The organism is Terrimesophilobacter mesophilus, assembly GCF_014200375.1.
Classification (GTDB): Bacteria; Actinomycetota; Actinomycetes; order Actinomycetales; family Microbacteriaceae; genus Terrimesophilobacter; species Terrimesophilobacter mesophilus.
Map to the genome: position 1 here is coordinate 1,817,768 of NZ_JACHBP010000001.1, position 18,418 is coordinate 1,836,185.

Consider the following 18,418-nt stretch of genomic DNA (forward strand, 5'->3'; position numbering starts at 1 on the left):
CTCGCTGGGAAAGTCGCCCCCCAAACGGGAGTGCGCTGCGTTAGACTGATCGGTGCCGGACGAGAGTCCGGTCTGCAGCGAACACCAATGATTCCCCCCAATCAGTTCGTTGCCGTGGCGGCGCCCGTTCCCCCCAACAGGCGCCGCCCCTCTCGTTAAGGCGTTGTCGCGGTATCCGGTACAGGCGGATGATGGTGGTCATGTCTTCAGACCCGGCTCCCACGGCGCAGAATCCGACGGTGCGCCACGGCGCAGCGGACTGGTACGAATTGTTCTTCGATCTCGTGTTCGTCGTGGTCGTCGCCGTCTCGGTTCACCTCATCGAGGTCGATCCGTCGCTCGGCACGATCGTCGCCTTCGTGCTCCTGCTCTTCCCGCTGTGGTGGGCATGGGCGAACCTCATGATCACCAACAACCTGTTTGGTGAGCGGTTCCGAGTGATGGGGGCACTCGTCGTCGCGGCGATGCCGGGCCCCGCCATGATGGCTGTCGCGATCTCGGGCGGAATCGACCGTTTCGCCTGGCTTTACGCGGCAGGGGCGGCGTGGATCCGCATCCTTCTCCTCATCATGTGGATGGTGCCGCGCACGACGTCGGCGAGTTCGATCTCCCCGTGGCGCACGGTCGCCTACAACCTGGTGACTGCCGCTCTGTGGCTCGTGTCGATCGTGGTGCCGGCTCCGTATCAGTACGTGCTCTGGGCGGTCGCGGTCGGCGGCGAGATGCTGCTTCTCGCGATCCGCTCGCGCTTCTCCTTCGAGATCTACGACCGCGCTTCGGTCTCGCACTCCCTCGAGCGGATCGGTCTCTTCGTCGTCATCGTGATCGGCGAGGCCGTGTACCTCTCGGTCACCGGACTGGCCGGTCATCCGAGCGTCGAAGGGGGCGCTTCCGCCCTCTTCGGGCTCGTGGTGTGCGCCATGATCGCGCGCGGATTCTTCCGGTGGGGAATACCGTCGACGGAGGTCGGATTGGAGTCCGCACAGCGCGCCCAACGTTACGGCGCGTTACGTGACGTGGTCATGTACCTTCCGTTCCTGCTCATCGTCGGGCTCACTTTCGTGGCGGCGTCGATCGGCACCGCGGTGGTCGAGGCGGCAGAGCCGCTTCCACCCGGAGTGCGACTTCTCCTGGCGACGGGGGTCGGCATCCTCTACCTGACGAACGGGACCATCGGGCTGCGACTGGGCCGGCATCGTGCACGTCTCGCGCTGCTGGTCGTCCCCGGCGTGCTGCTGCCCGCGCTCGCCTGCCTCGTCAGCGGCGGCCTCCCGGCGTGGGTCACGATCGCGCTCATCGCTGTCACCCTCGTGGCGCTCGACCTGGTGGCGCTGGCGTTGGAGCGGACCGCGGCGCACACATCCGGTCCTCCACAACTCGTCGACTGAGCGGATGGCCCCGGATGCCGGGCACGCCTTCTGGTCGCGTAACCGGGGCACCTAGCCTGTCCGCATGCCCCCGGATGCTGCACCGCGCTTCGTGGCCGTGCGCCCAGGAACCCCATCGCGGCCGAGAGAGTTGCTGGGGGATGGCCCATCGCGGGTCGGCTCTGGGGGTGCCGACCCTTTCGGCTCGGGCACCTCGACGCCGCCCGCACGAAACCTCCCGGAGTTCGGCGAACTCGCCTCCTTCGTGTCGGACCCGGCCGTCACCGACGTCTTCGTCAACAGCGCGGGCGAACTGTGGGTCGACCGGGGGGAGGGTCCGGAGCGAGGGCCGTCGCTTCCGCTGGCTGAGCCTGAACTGCGCGCGCTCGCCGTCCGCCTCATCGCGCTCGGCGGGCGTCACATCGATGAGGCGACCCCGTGTGTGGATGTCCGCCTGCACGACGGCATCCGGGTGCACGCCGTGCTCCCGCCCGTCTCGCCGCGAGGGACGCTGCTGTCGATCAGGCTCCCGCGCGTGCGGCGACTCGCGATCGACGATCTCGCCGCAGCGGGGTTCTTCGACGAGGTCCCCGTCGAGGCGGTGTTCGACCTCGTGGCGCGGCGAGCCAACATCCTCGTGACCGGGGCCGGCGGCAGCGGCAAGACGACGCTGCTCTCCGCCCTGCTCGCGGCCGCGGCGCCGACCGAGCGCATCATCGCGATCGAGGATGTCGCCGAGCTGCAGGTGGACCACCCGCACTTCGTCTCCCTGGAGGCGAGGCAGCCCAACCTGGAAGGCGCGGGCGAGATCGGGCTCGCCCGTCTCGTGCGCGAGGCGCTGCGGATGCGGCCGGACCGGCTCGTACTCGGCGAGTGCCGCGGCGCCGAGGTGCGCGAGCTGCTCGCCGCCCTCAACACGGGGCACGACGGCGGAGCGGGAACCCTGCACGCCAATTCGCTCGAGGATGTTCCGGCCAGGCTCGAGGCCCTCGGCGCACTCGCCGGGCTCGGGGTCACCGCGATCGCGCGGCAGGCGGTCAGTGCGATCGGCGCCGTGCTGCACGTCGGGAGGCGGAACGGCATCCGTCGCCTTCTCGCTATCGGGAGGTTCACGGTGGATGCCGCAGGCAGGCTGCGCACCGAGGCGTTGCCCGGCCCGGCGCCGGCGCTCCCGGCGGAGGCATCCGATGGTTGAGTCCGGGAGCCTCGAACCGGTGGCTGGCGTCGTGCAGCGACTCGGTGTCCTGCTCGCCGCCGGTGTCGCGCCGATATCGGCCTGGGGCTACCTCGCCGAGTCCCTCGAGCCATCGTCTCGTGGCCGACCGGATGGCGATGTGGCGCGGGCCATCGTCGCGACCGTCGCTACGCGGTCCGCCGGCGAACCGATCGCCGAGGCGATCCTGGCGGCTGTGCCCCGAGACGCGGCTTCGCCGCGGCGGAATGCCCGGGTATCGGCTGCGGCGGCCTGGCGCGGTCTCGCCGCCGCGTGGTTCGTCGCTTCGGATGCCGGCGCTCCGCTTGCCCGGAGCCTCCGCGACTTCGCGACGTCGCTCCGCGACCTCGCCGAGACCCAGCGCGACGTCGCTGTGGCGCTCGCCGGGCCGGCCGCGACCGCGAGGTTCGTCACGGTGCTGCCGGTCGTCGGCATCCTCTTCGGTCTCGGTCTCGGATTCGACACGCTCGGGGTGCTGTTCGGGACCATACCCGGAGCGTTGTGTCTCGTCGCGGGAATCGCACTCATGCTCGCGGCCCGCGCCTGGAACCGCCGACTGCTGCGCGCGGCGAGACCCGCGGATCTCACCCCGGGCCTGTCGCTCGAACTGCTGGCGATCGCGGTCTCCGGCGGAGCCGCCCTCGATCGTGCCCGCGCGACCGTCATCGAGGCGCTCGAACGCTGCGGACTCCCGAGTGCCGGGACCGGCGGCGCTGACAGTGTGCTGGAACTGTCACGGCGGGCCGGGATTCCCGCGGCCGCCCTCCTGCGCGCCGAGGCGGAGCAGGCGAGGGCCGAGGCGCGGTTCGCCGCTCAGGCGAAGGCGGCAGCGCTCTCGGTGACCCTCATGATGCCGCTCGGGCTGTGCATCCTGCCGGCGTTCCTCCTCCTGGGAGTCGCGCCGCTCATGATCGCGGTCGTCTCGGTTACGGTCGTCGGGTTGTGAACAGCCGGAGTCGACGGCGTGCGGCCAGGAGTGCGCCCACTCCGATCACGAGGAACGCGCCGAGCGCCACAGGCCAGGAATCGACGCCCGTGTCGGCGAGTGCGGGCGCGGGGGGCGGCACCGGTGCTGCGCGCAGCCAGTGCAGGAGCACGCCGGATTCTGCACCTTGCGTGATGTACTCGATGGAGTAGATCTGCCCGTTCGACGTGAACTCGTCACCGTCGGCGAGCGATACTCCCTCGGGAGAGCTGAACTGGCCCGTGTAGGAGATATCGGATCCGAGGATCTTCACAGCGTCGCCGACGGAAGGCGATCCGGCCAGCCGGACATCGAGTTTCGTCCCGTTCACCGAGATGGCCTGGTTGGCGCCGTGCACGTAGTCCGAGTCCGCGGCCGTCGCATCCCAGTCGACCTGATAGGTGCCGCCGGTCCAGTTCGAGGTTCCCCAGAGGTCGATCTTGCCGATGTCGTCCCCGTTCGTGGCTCCCGGGCTCAACACTCCGGCCGCGGCGAGGCTGAGCGAGTGCACCACGGCCGCCGTGGAGTCGGTGCCCCCGGTGAGGGCGCCACCGGTGACCGCGAAGTCCTTGCCGCCGAGGTTCGGGCTGCCGACGATCGCGACCTCGCCGGCCTTGACGTCGAGGCCGGCGAGGTCGCCTGCGCAGGTACCCATGCCGCCACCCCCGCCGAGCAGGCGGAGCAGCCCAGAGCCATCCTTGATCACGCATCCGGTGGCGAGAGCGTCGAGATTGCCGGTCGCCTCGATGGTCATGGTCCCCTCGATGTCGAGGGTCAGGGCACTTGCTCCGTCGGTCTTCACCGCGGAAGGGAAGGACAACTCGGCACCCTGCTCGACCGACCACACCTGAGGGGCGTCGATGCTGAGCAGCGGATCGATGCGCACCACTGAGGGCGCGAGCACGTTGAGACCGCTGTGCAGGGTGATCGAACCCGTGCCGTTGGCGACCTCGTGCGTCGAGAGGAAGGTGAAGGTTCCGAAGGTGAGGTTGCCCAGGTCGTAGGTCGACCTCGGTCCTCCGTCGAAGGTCACGTCGTCTCCCGCGACCGGAACGCCGCCGCCCCAGGATGCGACGGACCAGGACGCATCCGTCGGCGAGGTCCAGGTGCGCGTCAGCGCCAATGCTGGAGCGGCGATCGCGAGTGCGAGGACGGTGCCTCCTGCGATCGTGAGCGGAATCGAGCTTCGTAGACGCATGGCGTTTCCGTTCAGACTCAAGGGTCGAATTCGACCGCAGGGAGTGCGGATCGAGTTCAGAGTAGTCGCGCGGGATTCCGGTTGACAAGGACAAAATTCCTCAGTATTTCCGGCGGTTGGGGGACCCTCCCGTTGAGGCAATGACAAGAACTCATGGACGGTGTGTCGGCGTGCGAGCGGGGCGTCTGAACCGGCCGTCCTCCCGTCCTCAACAGGCGCCGGGTTCTCCGTTATCCCCGATCCGAAGACTCTCGCGTTCGGTCTGGTCGAGTCTCGGCGCACACTGGCACGACCAATAGACAAGGAGGACCAGGATGATGGTCTGGATTCGACGCCGCATGGTGGAAGAACGCGGCGCCGCGACGGCAGAGTACGCCATCGTGACAATGGCAGCGGGTGGCCTTTGCAGGCCTGCTCGTCGCCATCCTGCGCAGCGACGAGGTGCGGGGCATACTGTTCGACCTCGTACAGCGCGCACTCGCGTTCGGCGGTTGACGGATGCTGCGCGACCAGCGCGGCAGCGTCACGGCCGAGTTCGCTGCAGTCGTGCCCGCCGTCATGATCGTGCTCGCGCTCTGCCTCGGCGGCCTGCAGCTCTCCACCCGTCAACTGCGGGTGCAGGATGCCGCTGCGCTCGCCGCGAGGAGCGCCGCACGGGGTACATCCTTCGATGTCGCGGCACTCGTGGCCGGTGCGGCGATGCAAATCGAGCGGCGCGGCAATCTCGTCTGCGCTGTCGTCACCGTGCCGGGCACACCGCTCGCCGGTATTCTCGGCGCGGTCGAGGTCTCGGCATCCAGTTGCGCGCTCGCCGGTGGCGGATGACGACGCCGCTCCCGGGCGCCGGCCGGGTGAGCCTGCACGCCGAGTCCGGAGCCGGCACTGTGCTCGGGCTCGCAGTCGTGAGCGCGATCCTCGTCGCCCTCCTCCTCGCCGTACCTCTTTGTAGCGTGCTCGTCGCGAGGGCTCGGGCCACCTCCGCTGCGGATGCCGCTGCGCTCGCCGCAGCCGACGTCGCGGTCGGGATCGCGCCGGGTGTTCCCTGCTCTACCGCAGCATCCGTCGCGAGAGCCAATCGCGCCGTGGTGACAGAATGTCAGGCAGATGGGGTTATTGTGACCGTGAGGGTCAGCATCGCGGTTCTCGGGTTTCCCGTGGCGGCGACCGCCACGGCGGGACCGCCACCGACAGGGAAGTGACGAGTCCACGCGCTGTTTCTGTGTGTAGGGTGTCCCGTGTTGCAGTAGACCAAAGTTGAAGGAGTCGCGTGCCCGGCACGAAGAAGCTTGTCATCGTCGAGTCGCCGGCGAAGGCCAGGACCATCGCGCAGTACCTCGGCGACGGCTACGAGGTGCAGGCCTCCGTCGGTCACATCCGCGACCTCATCGAGCCGAAGAACCTCCCGCCGGAGCTCAAGAAGGGTTCGCTCGGCAAATTCTCGGTGGACGTTGAGAATGACTTCGAGCCCTACTATGTGATCTCCGAACAGAAGCGCAAGACCGTCGCGGACCTCAAGCGCGCGCTGAAGGATGCCGACGAGCTCTACCTCGCAACAGATGAGGACCGCGAGGGGGAGGCGATCGCCTGGCACCTCTTGCAGGTGCTGAACCCGAAGGTTCCGGTCAAGCGGATGGTCTTCCACGAAATCACGAAGGATGCCATCCAGTTCGCTCGCGAGAACACGAGGGACATCGACACGGACCTCGTCGATGCGCAGGAGACCCGGCGAATCCTCGACCGGCTCTATGGCTATGAGGTATCGCCCGTGCTGTGGCGCAAGGTAGGGCCGGGGCTCTCGGCAGGGCGCGTGCAGTCCGCGGCGACCCGACTCGTCGTCGACCGCGAACGCGAACGCCTGGCCTTCGTCAGTGCTGGCTACTGGGACCTGCTCGCCGAACTCTCGCCTCAGGCGTCGGCAGAACGCTTCGAGGCGAAACTCGTTCGCCTCGACGGTACGCGCATCGCGACGGGCAGGGACTTCGACGACACGGGCAGACTGAAGGCCGACGTCGTCGCCCTCGATGAGAAGGCCGCGGAGGCGCTCGCGGCCGCGCTGCGCGAGGACTCCACCTCCTTCACGGTCGCTTCGCTCGAATCGAAGCCGTACACGAGGCGGCCGGCCGCGCCGTTCACCACCTCGACGCTGCAGCAGGAGGCAGCGAGGAAACTGCGCTTCTCCGCCCGCCAGACCATGAGCGTCGCGCAGGGCCTGTACGAGAACGGATTCATCACGTATATGCGTACGGACTCGCCTGCCCTTTCGCAGCAGGCGGTGCACGCCGCTCGGAGCCAGGCCGCCGCGCTCTACGGGCCGGAGACGGTTCCGGATGCGCCGAGGGTCTACACCGGCCGCTCCAAGAACGCGCAGGAGGCGCACGAGGCGATCCGGCCATCCGGCGACACCTTCCGCACCCCGACGCAACTCGAAGGAACGCTGCGCGGAAACGACTGGAAGCTGTACGACCTCATCTGGAAGCGCACCGTCGCATCCCAGATGGCGGATGCACGCGGATCGACGGCCACCGCCACGATCGCCGCGCAGGCGGGTGGCACACTCGCAGAGTTCTCGGCGAGCGGGACCGTCATCACGTTCCGCGGGTTCCTGGCCGCGTACGAGGAGGGCCGGGACGAGGAGCGCAACGAATCCGCGGAACCCACGGAGGCGAAGCTCCCGCAGCTGGCTGAGGGGCAGACGCTCGACCTGTCCGACGTCGAGGCCAAGGGGCACGAGACCTCGCCGCCGCCGCGGTACACCGAAGCGAGTCTCATCAAGACGCTCGAGGAGCTCGGTATCGGGCGGCCGTCGACATTCACGTCGATCATCTCGACCATCATCGATCGGGGCTACGTCACGCCCCGAGGAACCGCCCTCGTTCCGAACTGGATCGCCTTCTCGGTCGTGCGCCTCCTCGAGGACTACTTCACGGAGCTCGTGCAGTACGACTTCACCGCGGGGATGGAGAACGACCTCGACCGCATCGCAGACGGCAGCGAGAAGCGGGTCGACTGGCTCAACAGTTTCTATTTCGGCGGCGCGAACTATCGAGGCCTGCGAAACGTGATCGACAACCTGGGCGAGATCGACGCGAAGTCCATCAATTCGATCCGGCTCGATGACACGGTGACCCTGCGCATCGGCAAATACGGGCCGTACCTTGAGGTCGAGAACCCGGATGCGGGGCCCGACGCGAAACCGCGCCGTGTGAACATCCCCGACGGCCTGGCCCCGGACGAGTTGACCGTCGAGAAGGCGCACGAACTCATCGACGCGCCCGTCGTCGAGGATCGCGTCATCGGAGTGAACCCCGAGAACGGCAAGGAGATCGTCGCGAGGAACGGACGGTACGGACCCTATGTGACCGAGCTCGAGCCGGAGCCGCCCGCTTCTGCGGTCGAGTCCGTCGATACCGCAACCGGCGAGGTCACCGACAAGCCCAGGAAGAAGGCGTCCAAGAAGTCGACTGCGCCCAAGCCGCGCACAGCATCGATTTTCGCGACCATGGATCTCGCCACGATCGACCTCGAAACCGCGCTGCGCCTCCTGAACCTGCCCCGCGTGGTCGGCCAGGACCCCGAGTCCGGGGAGGACATCACCGCCCAGAACGGCAAGTTCGGGCCGTACCTGAAGAAGGGTGCCGACTCGCGGTCACTGACCTCCGAGGAGCAGATCTTCGAGATCGACCTCGCCGGTGCCCTCGAGGTCTTCGCCCAGCCGAAGTACGGTGCACGTCGCCCTTCGAGTGCTCTCAAGGAGTTCGACGCGGATCCGGAGTCCGGCAAGCCGGTCAAGGTCAAGGACGGCCGGTTCGGGCCGTACGTGACGGATGGCGTGACGAACGCGACGATCCCGCGCGGAGAATCCGTCGAGGACATCGACTTCGAACGGGCCGTCCAGCTCCTGGCCGACAAGCGCGCGAAAGGGCCGGCGAAGCCGAAGGCGAAGTCCACCACGCGAAAGCCCGCGGCGAAGAAGACCGCCGCCAAGAAACCCGCAGCGAAGAAGACGGCAGCGAAGAAGTAGCCATGGCCGGGTTGTTCATCACGTTCGAGGGTGGCGATGGCTCCGGCAAGTCGACCCAGCTGGATCTCCTGGTCGCGTGGCTCGTCGAGCATGGTCACAGAGTCCTGACGACGAGAGAGCCCGGTGGAACCGAGCTCGGCGACGAACTCCGGGAGATCGTGCTGCACAGCCGCGGTCACATCGCCCCGAAGTCCGAGGCACTCATCTACGCGGCAGACCGAGCCCACCACATCGCGACGAAGGTGCGGCCCGCGCTCGAGAGCGGCGAGATGGTGGTGCAGGACCGCTACTTCGATTCCTCCGTCGCGTACCAGGGGGTCGCGCGGGGGCTCGGGGCCGACGAGGTCAAGAACATCTCCCTGTGGGCGACGGATGGTCTCGTGCCCGACCTCACCGTGCTCCTCGACCTCGACGCGAACCTCGGCAGGGGCAGGCTCACCGCATCCCGAACGCGCTACGACCGGCTCGAGGCTGAGGAACAGGAGTTCCACGATCGCGTGCGCGCGGCCTACCTCGAGGCGGCCCATGCCGAGCCGGAACGGTTCCTCGTGCTCGACGCGACCCAGCCGGTCGACGACATCGCCACCGAGATCCGCGCCAGGGTCTCAGCGCTCCTGGCCTGAGCGTCAATACACTGGGCGCTATGTCGATCTGGGACGAACTGACCGGTCAGTCGGAGGCCATCGCGGTCTTCAGGGCCGCAGCGGGCGACCCTGCCTTCAGCGACCGGGATGCGGCGGCGTCGCCGTCGCATCCCGAGGGTTCGATGACCCACTCCTGGCTCATCACGGGCCCTCCGGGATCCGGGCGCTCCAACCTCGCGTTCGCGTTCGCGACGGCACTTCTGAGCCCCGGCGACCCTGAGGGCGACGCGGCCGCACGCAGGCAGGTGGAGGCGCGGACGCATCCGGATCTCGGAGTGCTCAGCACGGAGCGCGTCATCATCTCCATCGACGAGGTCCGTTCGCTCGTCACGAGCTCCCAGTTCTCGCCATCGGTGGCCCGCTACCGCGTCATGATCATCGAGGATGCCGATCGGATGACAGAGCGTACCTCTAACGTCCTCCTCAAAGCCCTCGAGGAACCCCCGCCCCGCACCGTATGGATCCTGTGCGCACCGAGCGAAGCGGACCTGATCCCCACCGTCCGCTCCCGTGTGCGCAGTGTGCGGCTGCGGATACCCGCGGTTGCGGACGTCGCCGAACTGATCGCGCGCAGGGACGGTGTCGACCTCGCGCTGGCCACGAGAGCTGCGCGCGAATCGCAGAGCCACATCGGGATGGCGCATCGGCTCGCCACCAACGAGCAGGCGCGCGTCCGCCGCGAGCGCACCCTCGATGCTGCGCTCGGCATCCGGACCGTCTCGGATGCGGTGCTGGCCGCCGGCGCGCTCCTGGAGGCCGCGGCGGACGATGCGAAGTCGATCACGGAGGAACGCGATGCCGAGGAGCGGGAGAGCGCACTCCGGTCGCTCGGCGTGGAGCCCGGCGGTACGATCCCACCCGCCCTGCGCGCGCAACTCAGGTCGCTCGAGGAGGACCAGAAGCGGCGCGCCACGAGGAGCCTCCGCGATGGCCTCGACCGCATCATGGTCGACCTGCTCTCCCTGTACCGGGACATCCTTCTCGTTCAGCTCGGTTCGGATGTCGAACCGATCAACCTCGCGGTGATCGACCGCGTGCGGGCGGCGGCCGCGTCCGCGAGCCCGGCGCAGACTCTCGCGACCCTCGACGCCATCGCGACGGCACGTCGCCGCATCGGCAACAACGTCTCCCCGGCACTCGCACTCGAGGCCATGCTCATCACCGCGAGAAGGGCACCATCATGACGCGCACGACGACTCGCGGGATTCGGGTGGCGCTCGTTGCAGCCTGCCTCGCACTCGTTGTCCCCTTGAGCGGATGCGTGTCCGCCTTTCTCCCGCCGGAGCCGGCGAAGACCTCGGTGCCCACGGGGGAGACGGTCGCGGCAGATCTCCAGCCGTACTATTCGCAGGTGCTCCGGTGGTCGAAGTGCGAAGGCACCTTCCAGTGTGCGACGGCGACTGCTCCCATGGACTGGAGCAACCCGTCCGGCAAGTCGATCGAGCTCGCACTCATTCGTGCGTCGGCGACGGGCCAACGGCTGGGTTCCTTGCTCGTGAACCCGGGTGGACCCGGCGGATCCGGCTACGACTTCATTCGTGACAGCCTGACGTACGCCGTGGATGCGACCCTCACCACGCACTACGACATCGTCGGCTTCGACCCCCGCGGCGTCAACAAGTCCTCTGCGGTATCGTGCTACAGCGACCCGTCGCAGATGGATGCCTTCCTGTTCGACATCCCGCCGAATCCGGTCGGGTCGGATGCCTGGATCAGCGACCTGGAGAAGTCCAACGCCGACTTCGGGCAGGCCTGCCTCAAATACACCGGCGACCTTCTCGGATTCGTGGACACGGTGAGCGCCGCGCGCGACCTGGACCTGCTTCGCGCGGTCCTGGGCGACACGAAGCTCAACTACCTTGGCTACTCGTACGGGACGTTCCTCGGCGCCACCTACGCGGACCTGTACCCGACGAAGACGGGCCATCTCGTTCTCGACGGTGCGATCGATCCAGCGACGACCGACTTCGAGGTCACCGAGACCCAGGCGGTGGGGTTCGAGAATGCCGCTCGCGCCTACCTCAAGGACTGCATGACCGGGAAGGGCTGCCCGTTCAGCGGCACGGTGGACGGCGCCATGGCGAAGATCCGGTCGATCCTGGACGGTCTCGATGCGAGCCCGCTGCGAGCATCCGATGGTCGGATGCTCGGCTCCGCCGCCATGTTCAACGCGATCATCCTGCCGCTCTACAGCGAGTCGAACTGGAAGTACCTCAATGACCTCTTCGCGGATGTCATGAAGGGGAACGCCGACTACGCGTTCCAGCTCGCGGACGCCTACTACGGCCGAAACGCCGACGGCACCTACGCGGACAATTCCACCGAGGCCTTCATCGCGATCAACTGCCTCGACTACATCTCCACGAGCTCGAGGGCGACGCTGCGCGCCGAGGCAGCAGAACTGGCCAGGGCGGCGCCCACCTTCGGGCCGCAGATGTCCTATGGCGGAACGTCCTGCGACGACTGGCCGTTCAAGGCGACCCGCGTGCGAGGACCGATCCACGCTGCGGGTTCGGCGCCGATCATCGTCGTCGGGACGACGAACGACCCGGCCACGCCGTACCAGTGGGCGAAGAATCTCGCCTCAGAGCTCGACAACGGGCACCTCGTCACCTACCACGGTGAGGGCCACACGGCATACAACAAGTCCAACGCGTGTGTGAACAACGCGGTGGACCAGTTCTTCGTGAGCGGCACGGTGCCCACGAGCGACCCCGACTGCTGACCCCGCTCGTCTGGTGCAATTTTGCACAATCTGCAAGAATGATCCCATGATCGATGCTTCGGAGAAGAGCGAGCCGGGCCTTCGAGAGCGCAAACGCCGTGCCACCCGCCGCGCGATCCAGCACGCCGTGCTGGACCTCGCAACGGAACATGGCTATGAGCGGGTCACGATCGACGAGATCAGTGCCGCGGCTGACGTGTCCCCTCGCACGTTCTTCAACTATTTCGCGTCGAAAGAAGAGGCGGTCCTCGGCGATTTCCCGTCGCTGGCGGACCTCGCCGCTGCCGAGGACTTCCTCACGGAAGGCAGCGGTGCAGACGTCCTCTCGGGCCTCGGCCGGCTGTTCGAGGCCGCATCGGATGCGATAGTGGACGACCGGACGGTCAACCAGCGGCGCAGGGTGCTGCTTCGCGAGCATCCGGAACTCTTCGCCAAGCGGATGTCGTCCCTCCATTTGTTCGAGGACGAACTCGCGGAGCTCGTCCGGCGGCGGCTCGCCGCCGATGACCCGATGCTCGTGGGAGAGCCGGATGCACTCGCGAGGAGGGCGCACCTCTTGAGCCTCGTCGGTTTCGCCACGATGCGCTTCGCGTACCGGAGCTGGATCGACATGGACGACTCGGAGCCGCTCGCGCGTCGCGTCCGCCAGGCGTTCGAGGAGCTGCAGCAGACTCTCGCGGCAACCGTGCGCTGATGATCCGCTAAGCTTTCATGCTGTGTCTCCTCTCGTGGGAGGCCCGCCGCCTTAGCTCAGTCGGTAGAGCATCTCACTCGTAATGAGAAGGTCGTCAGTTCGATTCTGACAGGCGGCTCCCGAAAGGCCTTTGGGGGTCGATCAGTCCTCCATTAGGGGGACCGACGAGCTGTTCCACCCCCCGAGCGCGTCACATTTCCGGTAACGAATCGCCCCCAAAACAGGGGAGATACGGGCAATCCGAGCCCACGCGCATTGCGATCGGGCACCAGTCGACATAGCGTGGAATACGCGCACCGTTGGGGAACGGTGGCAGAAACCAGTGCCTGGGGGGGACTGTTGTGAAGCGTTCCGCATTTCTCATCGCCGTATTCACGGCTGTGTTGACGCTCGTGCTTCCTTTCGTCGGGGGCAGCGGGCCTTCGCTCTTCGGCACGGTGTCTGCGGCGAACGCCGGCCAGCAGACACTGCTTCCCATTTTCGCCTCGGCTCCGCAGGCCGTCACCACGACGAGCGCGTCGGTCGAGGTCGCGAACCTCAGCGAAGCAGCCATCGCCGCTCAGGCCAAAACGCGAGCCGCACAACTCACGAAGGATTCGGAGCACCTGGCGCAGAAGCCGGTACCGAAGCCCGTCGTGAAGGTATCGGCCGCAGACCGAGCGAGCGGTACCGCTGCACGTCGCGCCGCCGTGGAGGCCTCGGGCGGCAGTTGCCCCTCGGCCGTCAGCGGAACGGTTCCCGGTGCGCCAGGACGCACATCGGCCGGGGGTGTGGCCGGCACGACCAGCGCCGACCTCGCATCCTTCGCTCTCACGTACAACGCGATTCGAGTGGCCAACTGCCTGAAGCCCATCGCCCTGAGTCACTTCCGCTACGACAGCTGCATGGAGACCAGGCTCTTCTGGATGGCGGAGGATCCGAGCACCGATCCGAACAGCGCATGGGGGCACATCGGTTCGACGCGCAGCGATGGCGTTCCGAGCGTCGGCTGCGACGGGAACCTTGCCGGCGGCTACGGCAACACGGGAGCGACGGTCGCGACGAAGTGGTGGAACTCGCTGCCTCACCGCGCCTCTCTCTATCGCCCCACTTACACCGGAAGCGTCAGCGGTGTGTGCATCTACTTCGCGATGACACACGGTGGAATCCCGAACGAGCCGTACTCCTTCACCCGCGCCGCGTCGCGATGGGGCGGCTGCTAGATTCGCCTCCATGGGTTCACTTCGCTGGGGCATCCTCGGCACGGGTGGAATAGCTCACGCGTTCACCTCTGACCTCGTCGGACACGGCTTCACCGTCACAGCGGTCGGATCGCGAAGTCAGGTCGGCGCCGAGAGATTCGCGTCGGTGTTCGGAATCGAGCACGCGCACGCGAGCTACGAGTCGCTCGTCGCGGACGACGCGGTCGATGCCGTCTACATCGCGACTCCGCATCCGGTGCACGCCGAGAACACACTCCTTGCGCTGGATGCCGGAAGGCATGTGCTCGTCGAGAAGCCTTTCGCCCTGAATGCCGCACAGGCGCGCGCCATGGTCTCGCGGGCGCAATCCGGCGGGCAGGTCATCCTGGAGGCCATGTGGACCAGGTTCCTTCCGCACATGGTCCGGATCCGGGAACTCATCGCAAGCGGCGCCATCGGGGACGTCCACACGCTCCTCGCCGACCACAACCAGCGGCTGTCGAATGATCCGCTGGGGCGCATCCGAAATCCCGAGCTCGGAGGCGGGGCGCTTCTCGATCTCGGAATCTATCCGATCTCGCTCGCCTGGGACCTCTTCGGGGGGCCGGACCGCATCCTCGCCAGTGCGAGCATGACCGAGACGGGCGTCGACCGGCAGACGGGCATCATCCTCGCCTACCGGGGCGGCGCCCACGCCGTGCTGCAGACCGCGCTCGACACCAGGGGGCCGAACGGGGCGAGCATCATCGGCACGGCGGGAAGGATCGACATCGATGCCGTCTGGTACATGCCGACCTCCTTCACCGTGTTCGACAGCGCCGGCAACACCGTCGAACGCTGGGACGAACCGGTGACCGGCCGGGGCATGCAGTTCCAGGCGTGGGAGCTCGAACGTCTCGTCGCCGAGGGGTCGAGCGACAACGATGTGCTCCCACCGGCCGAATCGATCGCCATCATGGAGACGCTCGACGAGATCCGACGCCAGATCGGACTGGTTTACCCGCAGGAATCGACGGGAGTCGCACAGGCTTAGGCCGGTGGGCAGGCGGAGCGGGGTTTGCCCCGATATCATGGGCGGGTGAGTGACGAGGAGCCCCAGACCAGACGGTCAGCACGCCAGAGGAGAGACTCCACCGCCTCGCGTTCGGAACCCGCGACGCAGGTCCTGGGCGGCACCGGCGGTTCGGATGGGAGACCGCCGCGAGGTCTCGCGGCGACGATCGCCCGGCATCCGAACGCCTGGATGTTCTCCGCACTCGGTGTGATCTTCCTGCTCCTCGGTACGGCGGCCGTGTTCTCCGGCGTCGCCGTTGGCTCTGTCAAACCCGTCGCCCTGGTCGAGTCCGACACCCCTGCGCCCATTCCGCCACGCGACGTTCCGCTCGAGCCCGCCGCTGCCACGGCGCTGCGCACCTGTTCGATCAACACGGCGGCGAAGGACAAGCGACTGCTCACGTTCGAGGGCTCCGTCATCAACGTGACGACCGGAGAGGTGCTGTTCGATCGCAACGCGGACAAGCCGGCATCGCCGGCGAGCGTGCTCAAGGTGTTCACGGCTGCGGCCGCGCTCATGACGATCGGCCCCGACTTCCGGATGACGACGAAGGTTGTCGAGGGATCGACACCGGGGAGCATCGTGCTTGTCGGTGGAGGGGACCCGACGCTCAGCGCGCTTCCACCCGGATCCGAGAGCGTCTACAAGGGGGCGCCCAAGCTCGCAGACCTCGCAGCGCAGACGACGGCCGCGTGGGAGGAGGCGCATCCCGGCGAGCAGATCACGAGCGTCATCCTCGACGCGAGCTACTGGGATCCGTCTGACAAGTGGGACTCCACCTGGCAGCGCAGCGAGCAGACGATCGGATACCACTCCGAGGTGACCGCGCTCATGGTGGACGGCGACCGTGCGAACCCGAAGGCGATGACGAGCCCGCGAAGCACCGACCCCATCGGCCGCGCTGGCGCAGCGTTCATCGCGGCGTTGAATCTCGGCTACCCGGTCGAGGTCTCGAAGGGTACGGCCCTCCCCGGCGCCGCCAAGCTCGCGGAAGTCAAGTCCCAGCCGATCAAGACCCTGATCGGGCAGATGCTGCCGTACTCCGACAACACTCTCGGAGAGATGATCGCTCGAGTCGTGTCGAAGGAGTGGGGCGGCGGAGGGACCGCGGCATCGCTCAATTCCATCTTCAACTCGACCATCGGCAACCTCGGTCTCGACACGACGGGGATGTTCGTGAGGGACGGTTCAGGGCTCAGCGCGAAGAATGTCATTCCGCCTCTGCTCGTCGCCCAGCTCATGGCGAAGGTGGCGACGGGTGAACAGGGCCTCGGCCCCGTGAAATCCGCCATGCCGGTCGCCGGGGTCTCCGGCTCGCTCGCCACCCGGTTCACCGGAGGAAACGCGGTGGCGAAGGGCCACGTGACGGCGAAGCCCGGCTGGATCAATTCGTCGCGAACGCTGGCCGGATGGACGAAGGCGGATGACGGTTCGGTGCTGGCGTTCGCGTTCTACGCACTCGGTCCCGTGAAGTCGGAAGCGACGATCGCGCTCGACACCCTGGCGACCAGCATCTACAAGTGCGGAAACAACCTCTCCAACAACTGAGACACTTCGGGAGATGACCATGAGCAGGACGCTGTTCATCATCGATGTTCAGAACGACTTCACCGAGGGCGGAGCTCTCGGCGTCGCCGGCGGGGCAGCGGTCGCCGCCGGGATCACGAGTCTCCTGCGTGGCCACGCAGGACTGTACGACCACGTGTTCGCATCGCGGGACTGGCACAACGCGGATGGCGACAACGGCGGGCACTTCGCGACGGATGCTGAGCCCGACTTCGTGACCACGTGGCCGGTGCACTGCGTGGCGGAGACCCGCGGGGCCGAGTATCACCCGGACCTCGACACGACGTTCGTGACCGAGCACATCCTCAAGGGACAGGGCGTCCCGGCCTATTCGATCTTCGAGGGGACGACGGCCGATGGCCGAACCCTCGCAGAGGTCCTCGACGAACAGGGCGTCATCGACATCGATGTCGTCGGCATCGCGACGGACTACTGCGTTCGGGCATCCGCTCTCGACGCGCTTGCGCACGGGCGTCACGTGCGCGTGTTCACCGACCTCGTCGCGGGAGTGAACCCGCAGAGTTCGGAGGCCGCCATCGCCGAGCTCGGCCATGCCGGAGCGGAGATCACGGTGTCGACATCTCTCGAGTGAATCGAGGAGGGATCGCCTTCATGGCGACATCCCACCTCATCGACGATTTCTACCAGGGTGTCGTGCCCGCACTGCTGCCGTTCCTGGTTCTCGAACGCCAATACAGTTACGCGGCCGTCGCGGGGTTGACCCTCGCGGCGAACCTGCTGTCCTCCGTCGCCCAGCCCGCGTTCGGATGGTGGGGAGATCGAACTCCACGGCGCTGGTTGATACCGGCCGGCATGGTCACGGCGGCGATCGGCGTGAGCCTCGTCGCGTTCACCCCCGAATACTGGATGACCTGGCTCGTGATTGCACTCTCCGGCATCGGGATTTCGGCGTTCCATCCCGAGGCGGCGCGGGCCGCGCGCATCGCGGCCGGGAACAGCAACCGAGCGATGAGCGTGTTCGCAGTCGGAGGAAACCTGGGCTTCGCGACCGGTTCTCTGGTCGCAACACCGCTCCTGCTGTTCACCGGGCTCGGCGGTACCCCGTACCTGCTCATCCCCGCCGCCGTCATGGCGGTCGTGATCGTGCTGCGGCTGCAGCGGGTGCTCGATGGCCCGCGGGACGCCCCGAAGCCGGTTCAGCATCCGCCCGGACCGGACAATTGGCCGGGGTTCCTGCGCCTCACGGCCGTCGTGGTGGTGCGCTCGATCGTGTTCTTCGGGTCCGTCTCCTTCATCGCTCTGTACTTCATTCACGACTTCCGGACCTCCCAGGCTCTGGGTGGCGCCGCACTCACGGTGTTCCTCACCTTCGGGGCCGTCGGCACGCTCTTCGGTGGCTGGCTTGCGGATCGCGTGGGCAGGCTTGTGAGCATCCGCATCGGGTTCGCCGTGTCGATCCCGTCGCTCCTCGGACTCGTTCTCGCGCCCACCTGGCCGATTGCGCTCGTCTTCGTGGCCGTGTTCGGCATCGCGATCTTCGTACCGTTCGCGGTGTTCGTGATCCTCGGGCAGGACTACCTGCCCAACCGGATCGGCATCGCGAGCGGTGTGACGGTCGGTCTCGCCGTCACGGTCGGTGGGTTGTTCAGCCCGCTCCTCGGCTGGATCGCCGACCAGACGAACCTCCGGGTGAGCTTCTTCATCCTCATCGGGCTCACCGTACTGAGCCTCGGACTCGCGTTCCTGCTCCGGGAGCCGGCGTCGGGACCGCGTCATCCGCGACCGCTCGGGGACACGACGGCCGAAGCGGCCGACGAGGGCGCGCTGTGA

General features: G+C 67.3%; 16 protein-coding genes, 1 tRNA gene and 1 pseudogene. 17 read left to right on the forward strand and 1 reads right to left on the reverse strand.

Annotation, left to right across the window (positions count from 1 at the left end):
• The first annotated feature begins 200 nt into the window (after positions 1-200).
• From BKA04_RS09020 to BKA04_RS09030, 3 genes are all read left to right on the forward strand, one after another.
• Positions 201-1,388: a low temperature requirement protein A gene (locus BKA04_RS09020; protein ID WP_167309715.1), complete on the forward strand. Its 1,188-nt coding sequence runs from the start codon at positions 201-203 to the stop codon at positions 1,386-1,388.
• A 64-nt stretch (positions 1,389-1,452) separates the two neighbouring features.
• On the forward strand, positions 1,453-2,562 hold the full coding sequence (locus tag BKA04_RS09025) for a TadA family conjugal transfer-associated ATPase (RefSeq protein WP_104096113.1): 1,110 nt from the start codon (positions 1,453-1,455) through the stop codon (positions 2,560-2,562).
• Positions 2,555-3,526, forward strand: coding sequence for a type II secretion system F family protein (locus tag BKA04_RS09030; RefSeq protein WP_104096114.1), 972 nt, complete (start codon positions 2,555-2,557; stop codon positions 3,524-3,526). Before BKA04_RS09025 ends, BKA04_RS09030 begins: the two co-directional genes overlap by 8 nt.
• Here the strand turns inward: BKA04_RS09030 and BKA04_RS09035 are convergent.
• Positions 3,507-4,742 (reverse strand): hypothetical protein, encoded by a 1,236-nt coding sequence (locus BKA04_RS09035; RefSeq protein ID WP_104096115.1) that lies wholly within the window; start codon positions 4,740-4,742, stop codon positions 3,507-3,509. The genes BKA04_RS09030 and BKA04_RS09035 overlap by 20 nt on opposite strands.
• A gap of 314 nt (positions 4,743-5,056) precedes the next feature.
• Between BKA04_RS09035 and BKA04_RS09040 the strand changes: the two are divergent.
• The 14 genes and pseudogenes from BKA04_RS09040 to BKA04_RS09105 all read left to right on the forward strand — a co-directional run bounded on the left by BKA04_RS09040 (position 5,057) and on the right by BKA04_RS09105 (position 18,418).
• Positions 5,057-5,237, forward strand: a pseudogene (locus BKA04_RS09040) (DUF4244 domain-containing protein).
• A 3-nt stretch (positions 5,238-5,240) separates the two neighbouring features.
• The gene (locus BKA04_RS09045; protein WP_104096116.1) at positions 5,241-5,567 is read left to right on the forward strand and encodes a TadE family type IV pilus minor pilin; all 327 of its coding nucleotides are present in this window, start codon (positions 5,241-5,243) and stop codon (positions 5,565-5,567) included.
• On the forward strand, positions 5,564-5,941 hold the full coding sequence (locus tag BKA04_RS09050; RefSeq protein WP_104096117.1) for an Rv3654c family TadE-like protein: 378 nt from the start codon (positions 5,564-5,566) through the stop codon (positions 5,939-5,941). The genes BKA04_RS09045 and BKA04_RS09050 overlap by 4 nt, the downstream gene beginning before the upstream one ends.
• A 68-nt stretch (positions 5,942-6,009) precedes the next feature.
• Entirely contained in the window at positions 6,010-8,763 is a 2,754-nt protein-coding gene (gene topA / locus BKA04_RS09055) for a type I DNA topoisomerase (RefSeq protein ID WP_104096118.1), read from the forward strand.
• A 2-nt stretch (positions 8,764-8,765) separates the two neighbouring features.
• A complete protein-coding gene (tmk, locus tag BKA04_RS09060; protein ID WP_104096119.1) occupies positions 8,766-9,386 on the forward strand; it encodes a dTMP kinase in 621 nt (206 codons plus the stop codon).
• A gap of 20 nt (positions 9,387-9,406) precedes the next feature.
• A complete protein-coding gene (locus BKA04_RS09065; RefSeq protein ID WP_104096120.1) occupies positions 9,407-10,591 on the forward strand; it encodes a DNA polymerase III subunit delta' in 1,185 nt (394 codons plus the stop codon).
• Positions 10,588-12,132, forward strand: coding sequence for an alpha/beta fold hydrolase (locus BKA04_RS09070; protein ID WP_104096121.1), 1,545 nt, complete (start codon positions 10,588-10,590; stop codon positions 12,130-12,132). The genes BKA04_RS09065 and BKA04_RS09070 overlap by 4 nt, the downstream gene beginning before the upstream one ends.
• 46 nt (positions 12,133-12,178) lie before the next feature.
• Complete coding sequence (locus BKA04_RS09075; protein WP_104096122.1) at positions 12,179-12,826, forward strand: TetR family transcriptional regulator; 648 nt, start codon at positions 12,179-12,181, stop codon at positions 12,824-12,826.
• 45 nt (positions 12,827-12,871) lie between these two features.
• Positions 12,872-12,944, forward strand: a tRNA-Thr gene (locus BKA04_RS09080).
• 223 nt (positions 12,945-13,167) lie between these two features.
• The gene (locus BKA04_RS09085; RefSeq protein WP_104096123.1) at positions 13,168-14,028 is read left to right on the forward strand and encodes a hypothetical protein; all 861 of its coding nucleotides are present in this window, start codon (positions 13,168-13,170) and stop codon (positions 14,026-14,028) included.
• 10 nt (positions 14,029-14,038) lie between these two features.
• Complete coding sequence (locus tag BKA04_RS09090; RefSeq protein ID WP_104096124.1) at positions 14,039-15,040, forward strand: Gfo/Idh/MocA family protein; 1,002 nt, start codon at positions 14,039-14,041, stop codon at positions 15,038-15,040.
• A gap of 45 nt (positions 15,041-15,085) precedes the next feature.
• Complete coding sequence (locus tag BKA04_RS09095; protein ID WP_104096125.1) at positions 15,086-16,609, forward strand: D-alanyl-D-alanine carboxypeptidase/D-alanyl-D-alanine-endopeptidase; 1,524 nt, start codon at positions 15,086-15,088, stop codon at positions 16,607-16,609.
• 19 nt (positions 16,610-16,628) lie between these two features.
• Positions 16,629-17,219 (forward strand): isochorismatase family protein, encoded by a 591-nt coding sequence (locus BKA04_RS09100; RefSeq protein ID WP_104096722.1) that lies wholly within the window; start codon positions 16,629-16,631, stop codon positions 17,217-17,219.
• A 20-nt stretch (positions 17,220-17,239) separates the two neighbouring features.
• Positions 17,240-18,418, forward strand: a complete 1,179-nt coding sequence (locus tag BKA04_RS09105; RefSeq protein WP_104096126.1) for an MFS transporter — start codon at positions 17,240-17,242, stop codon at positions 18,416-18,418.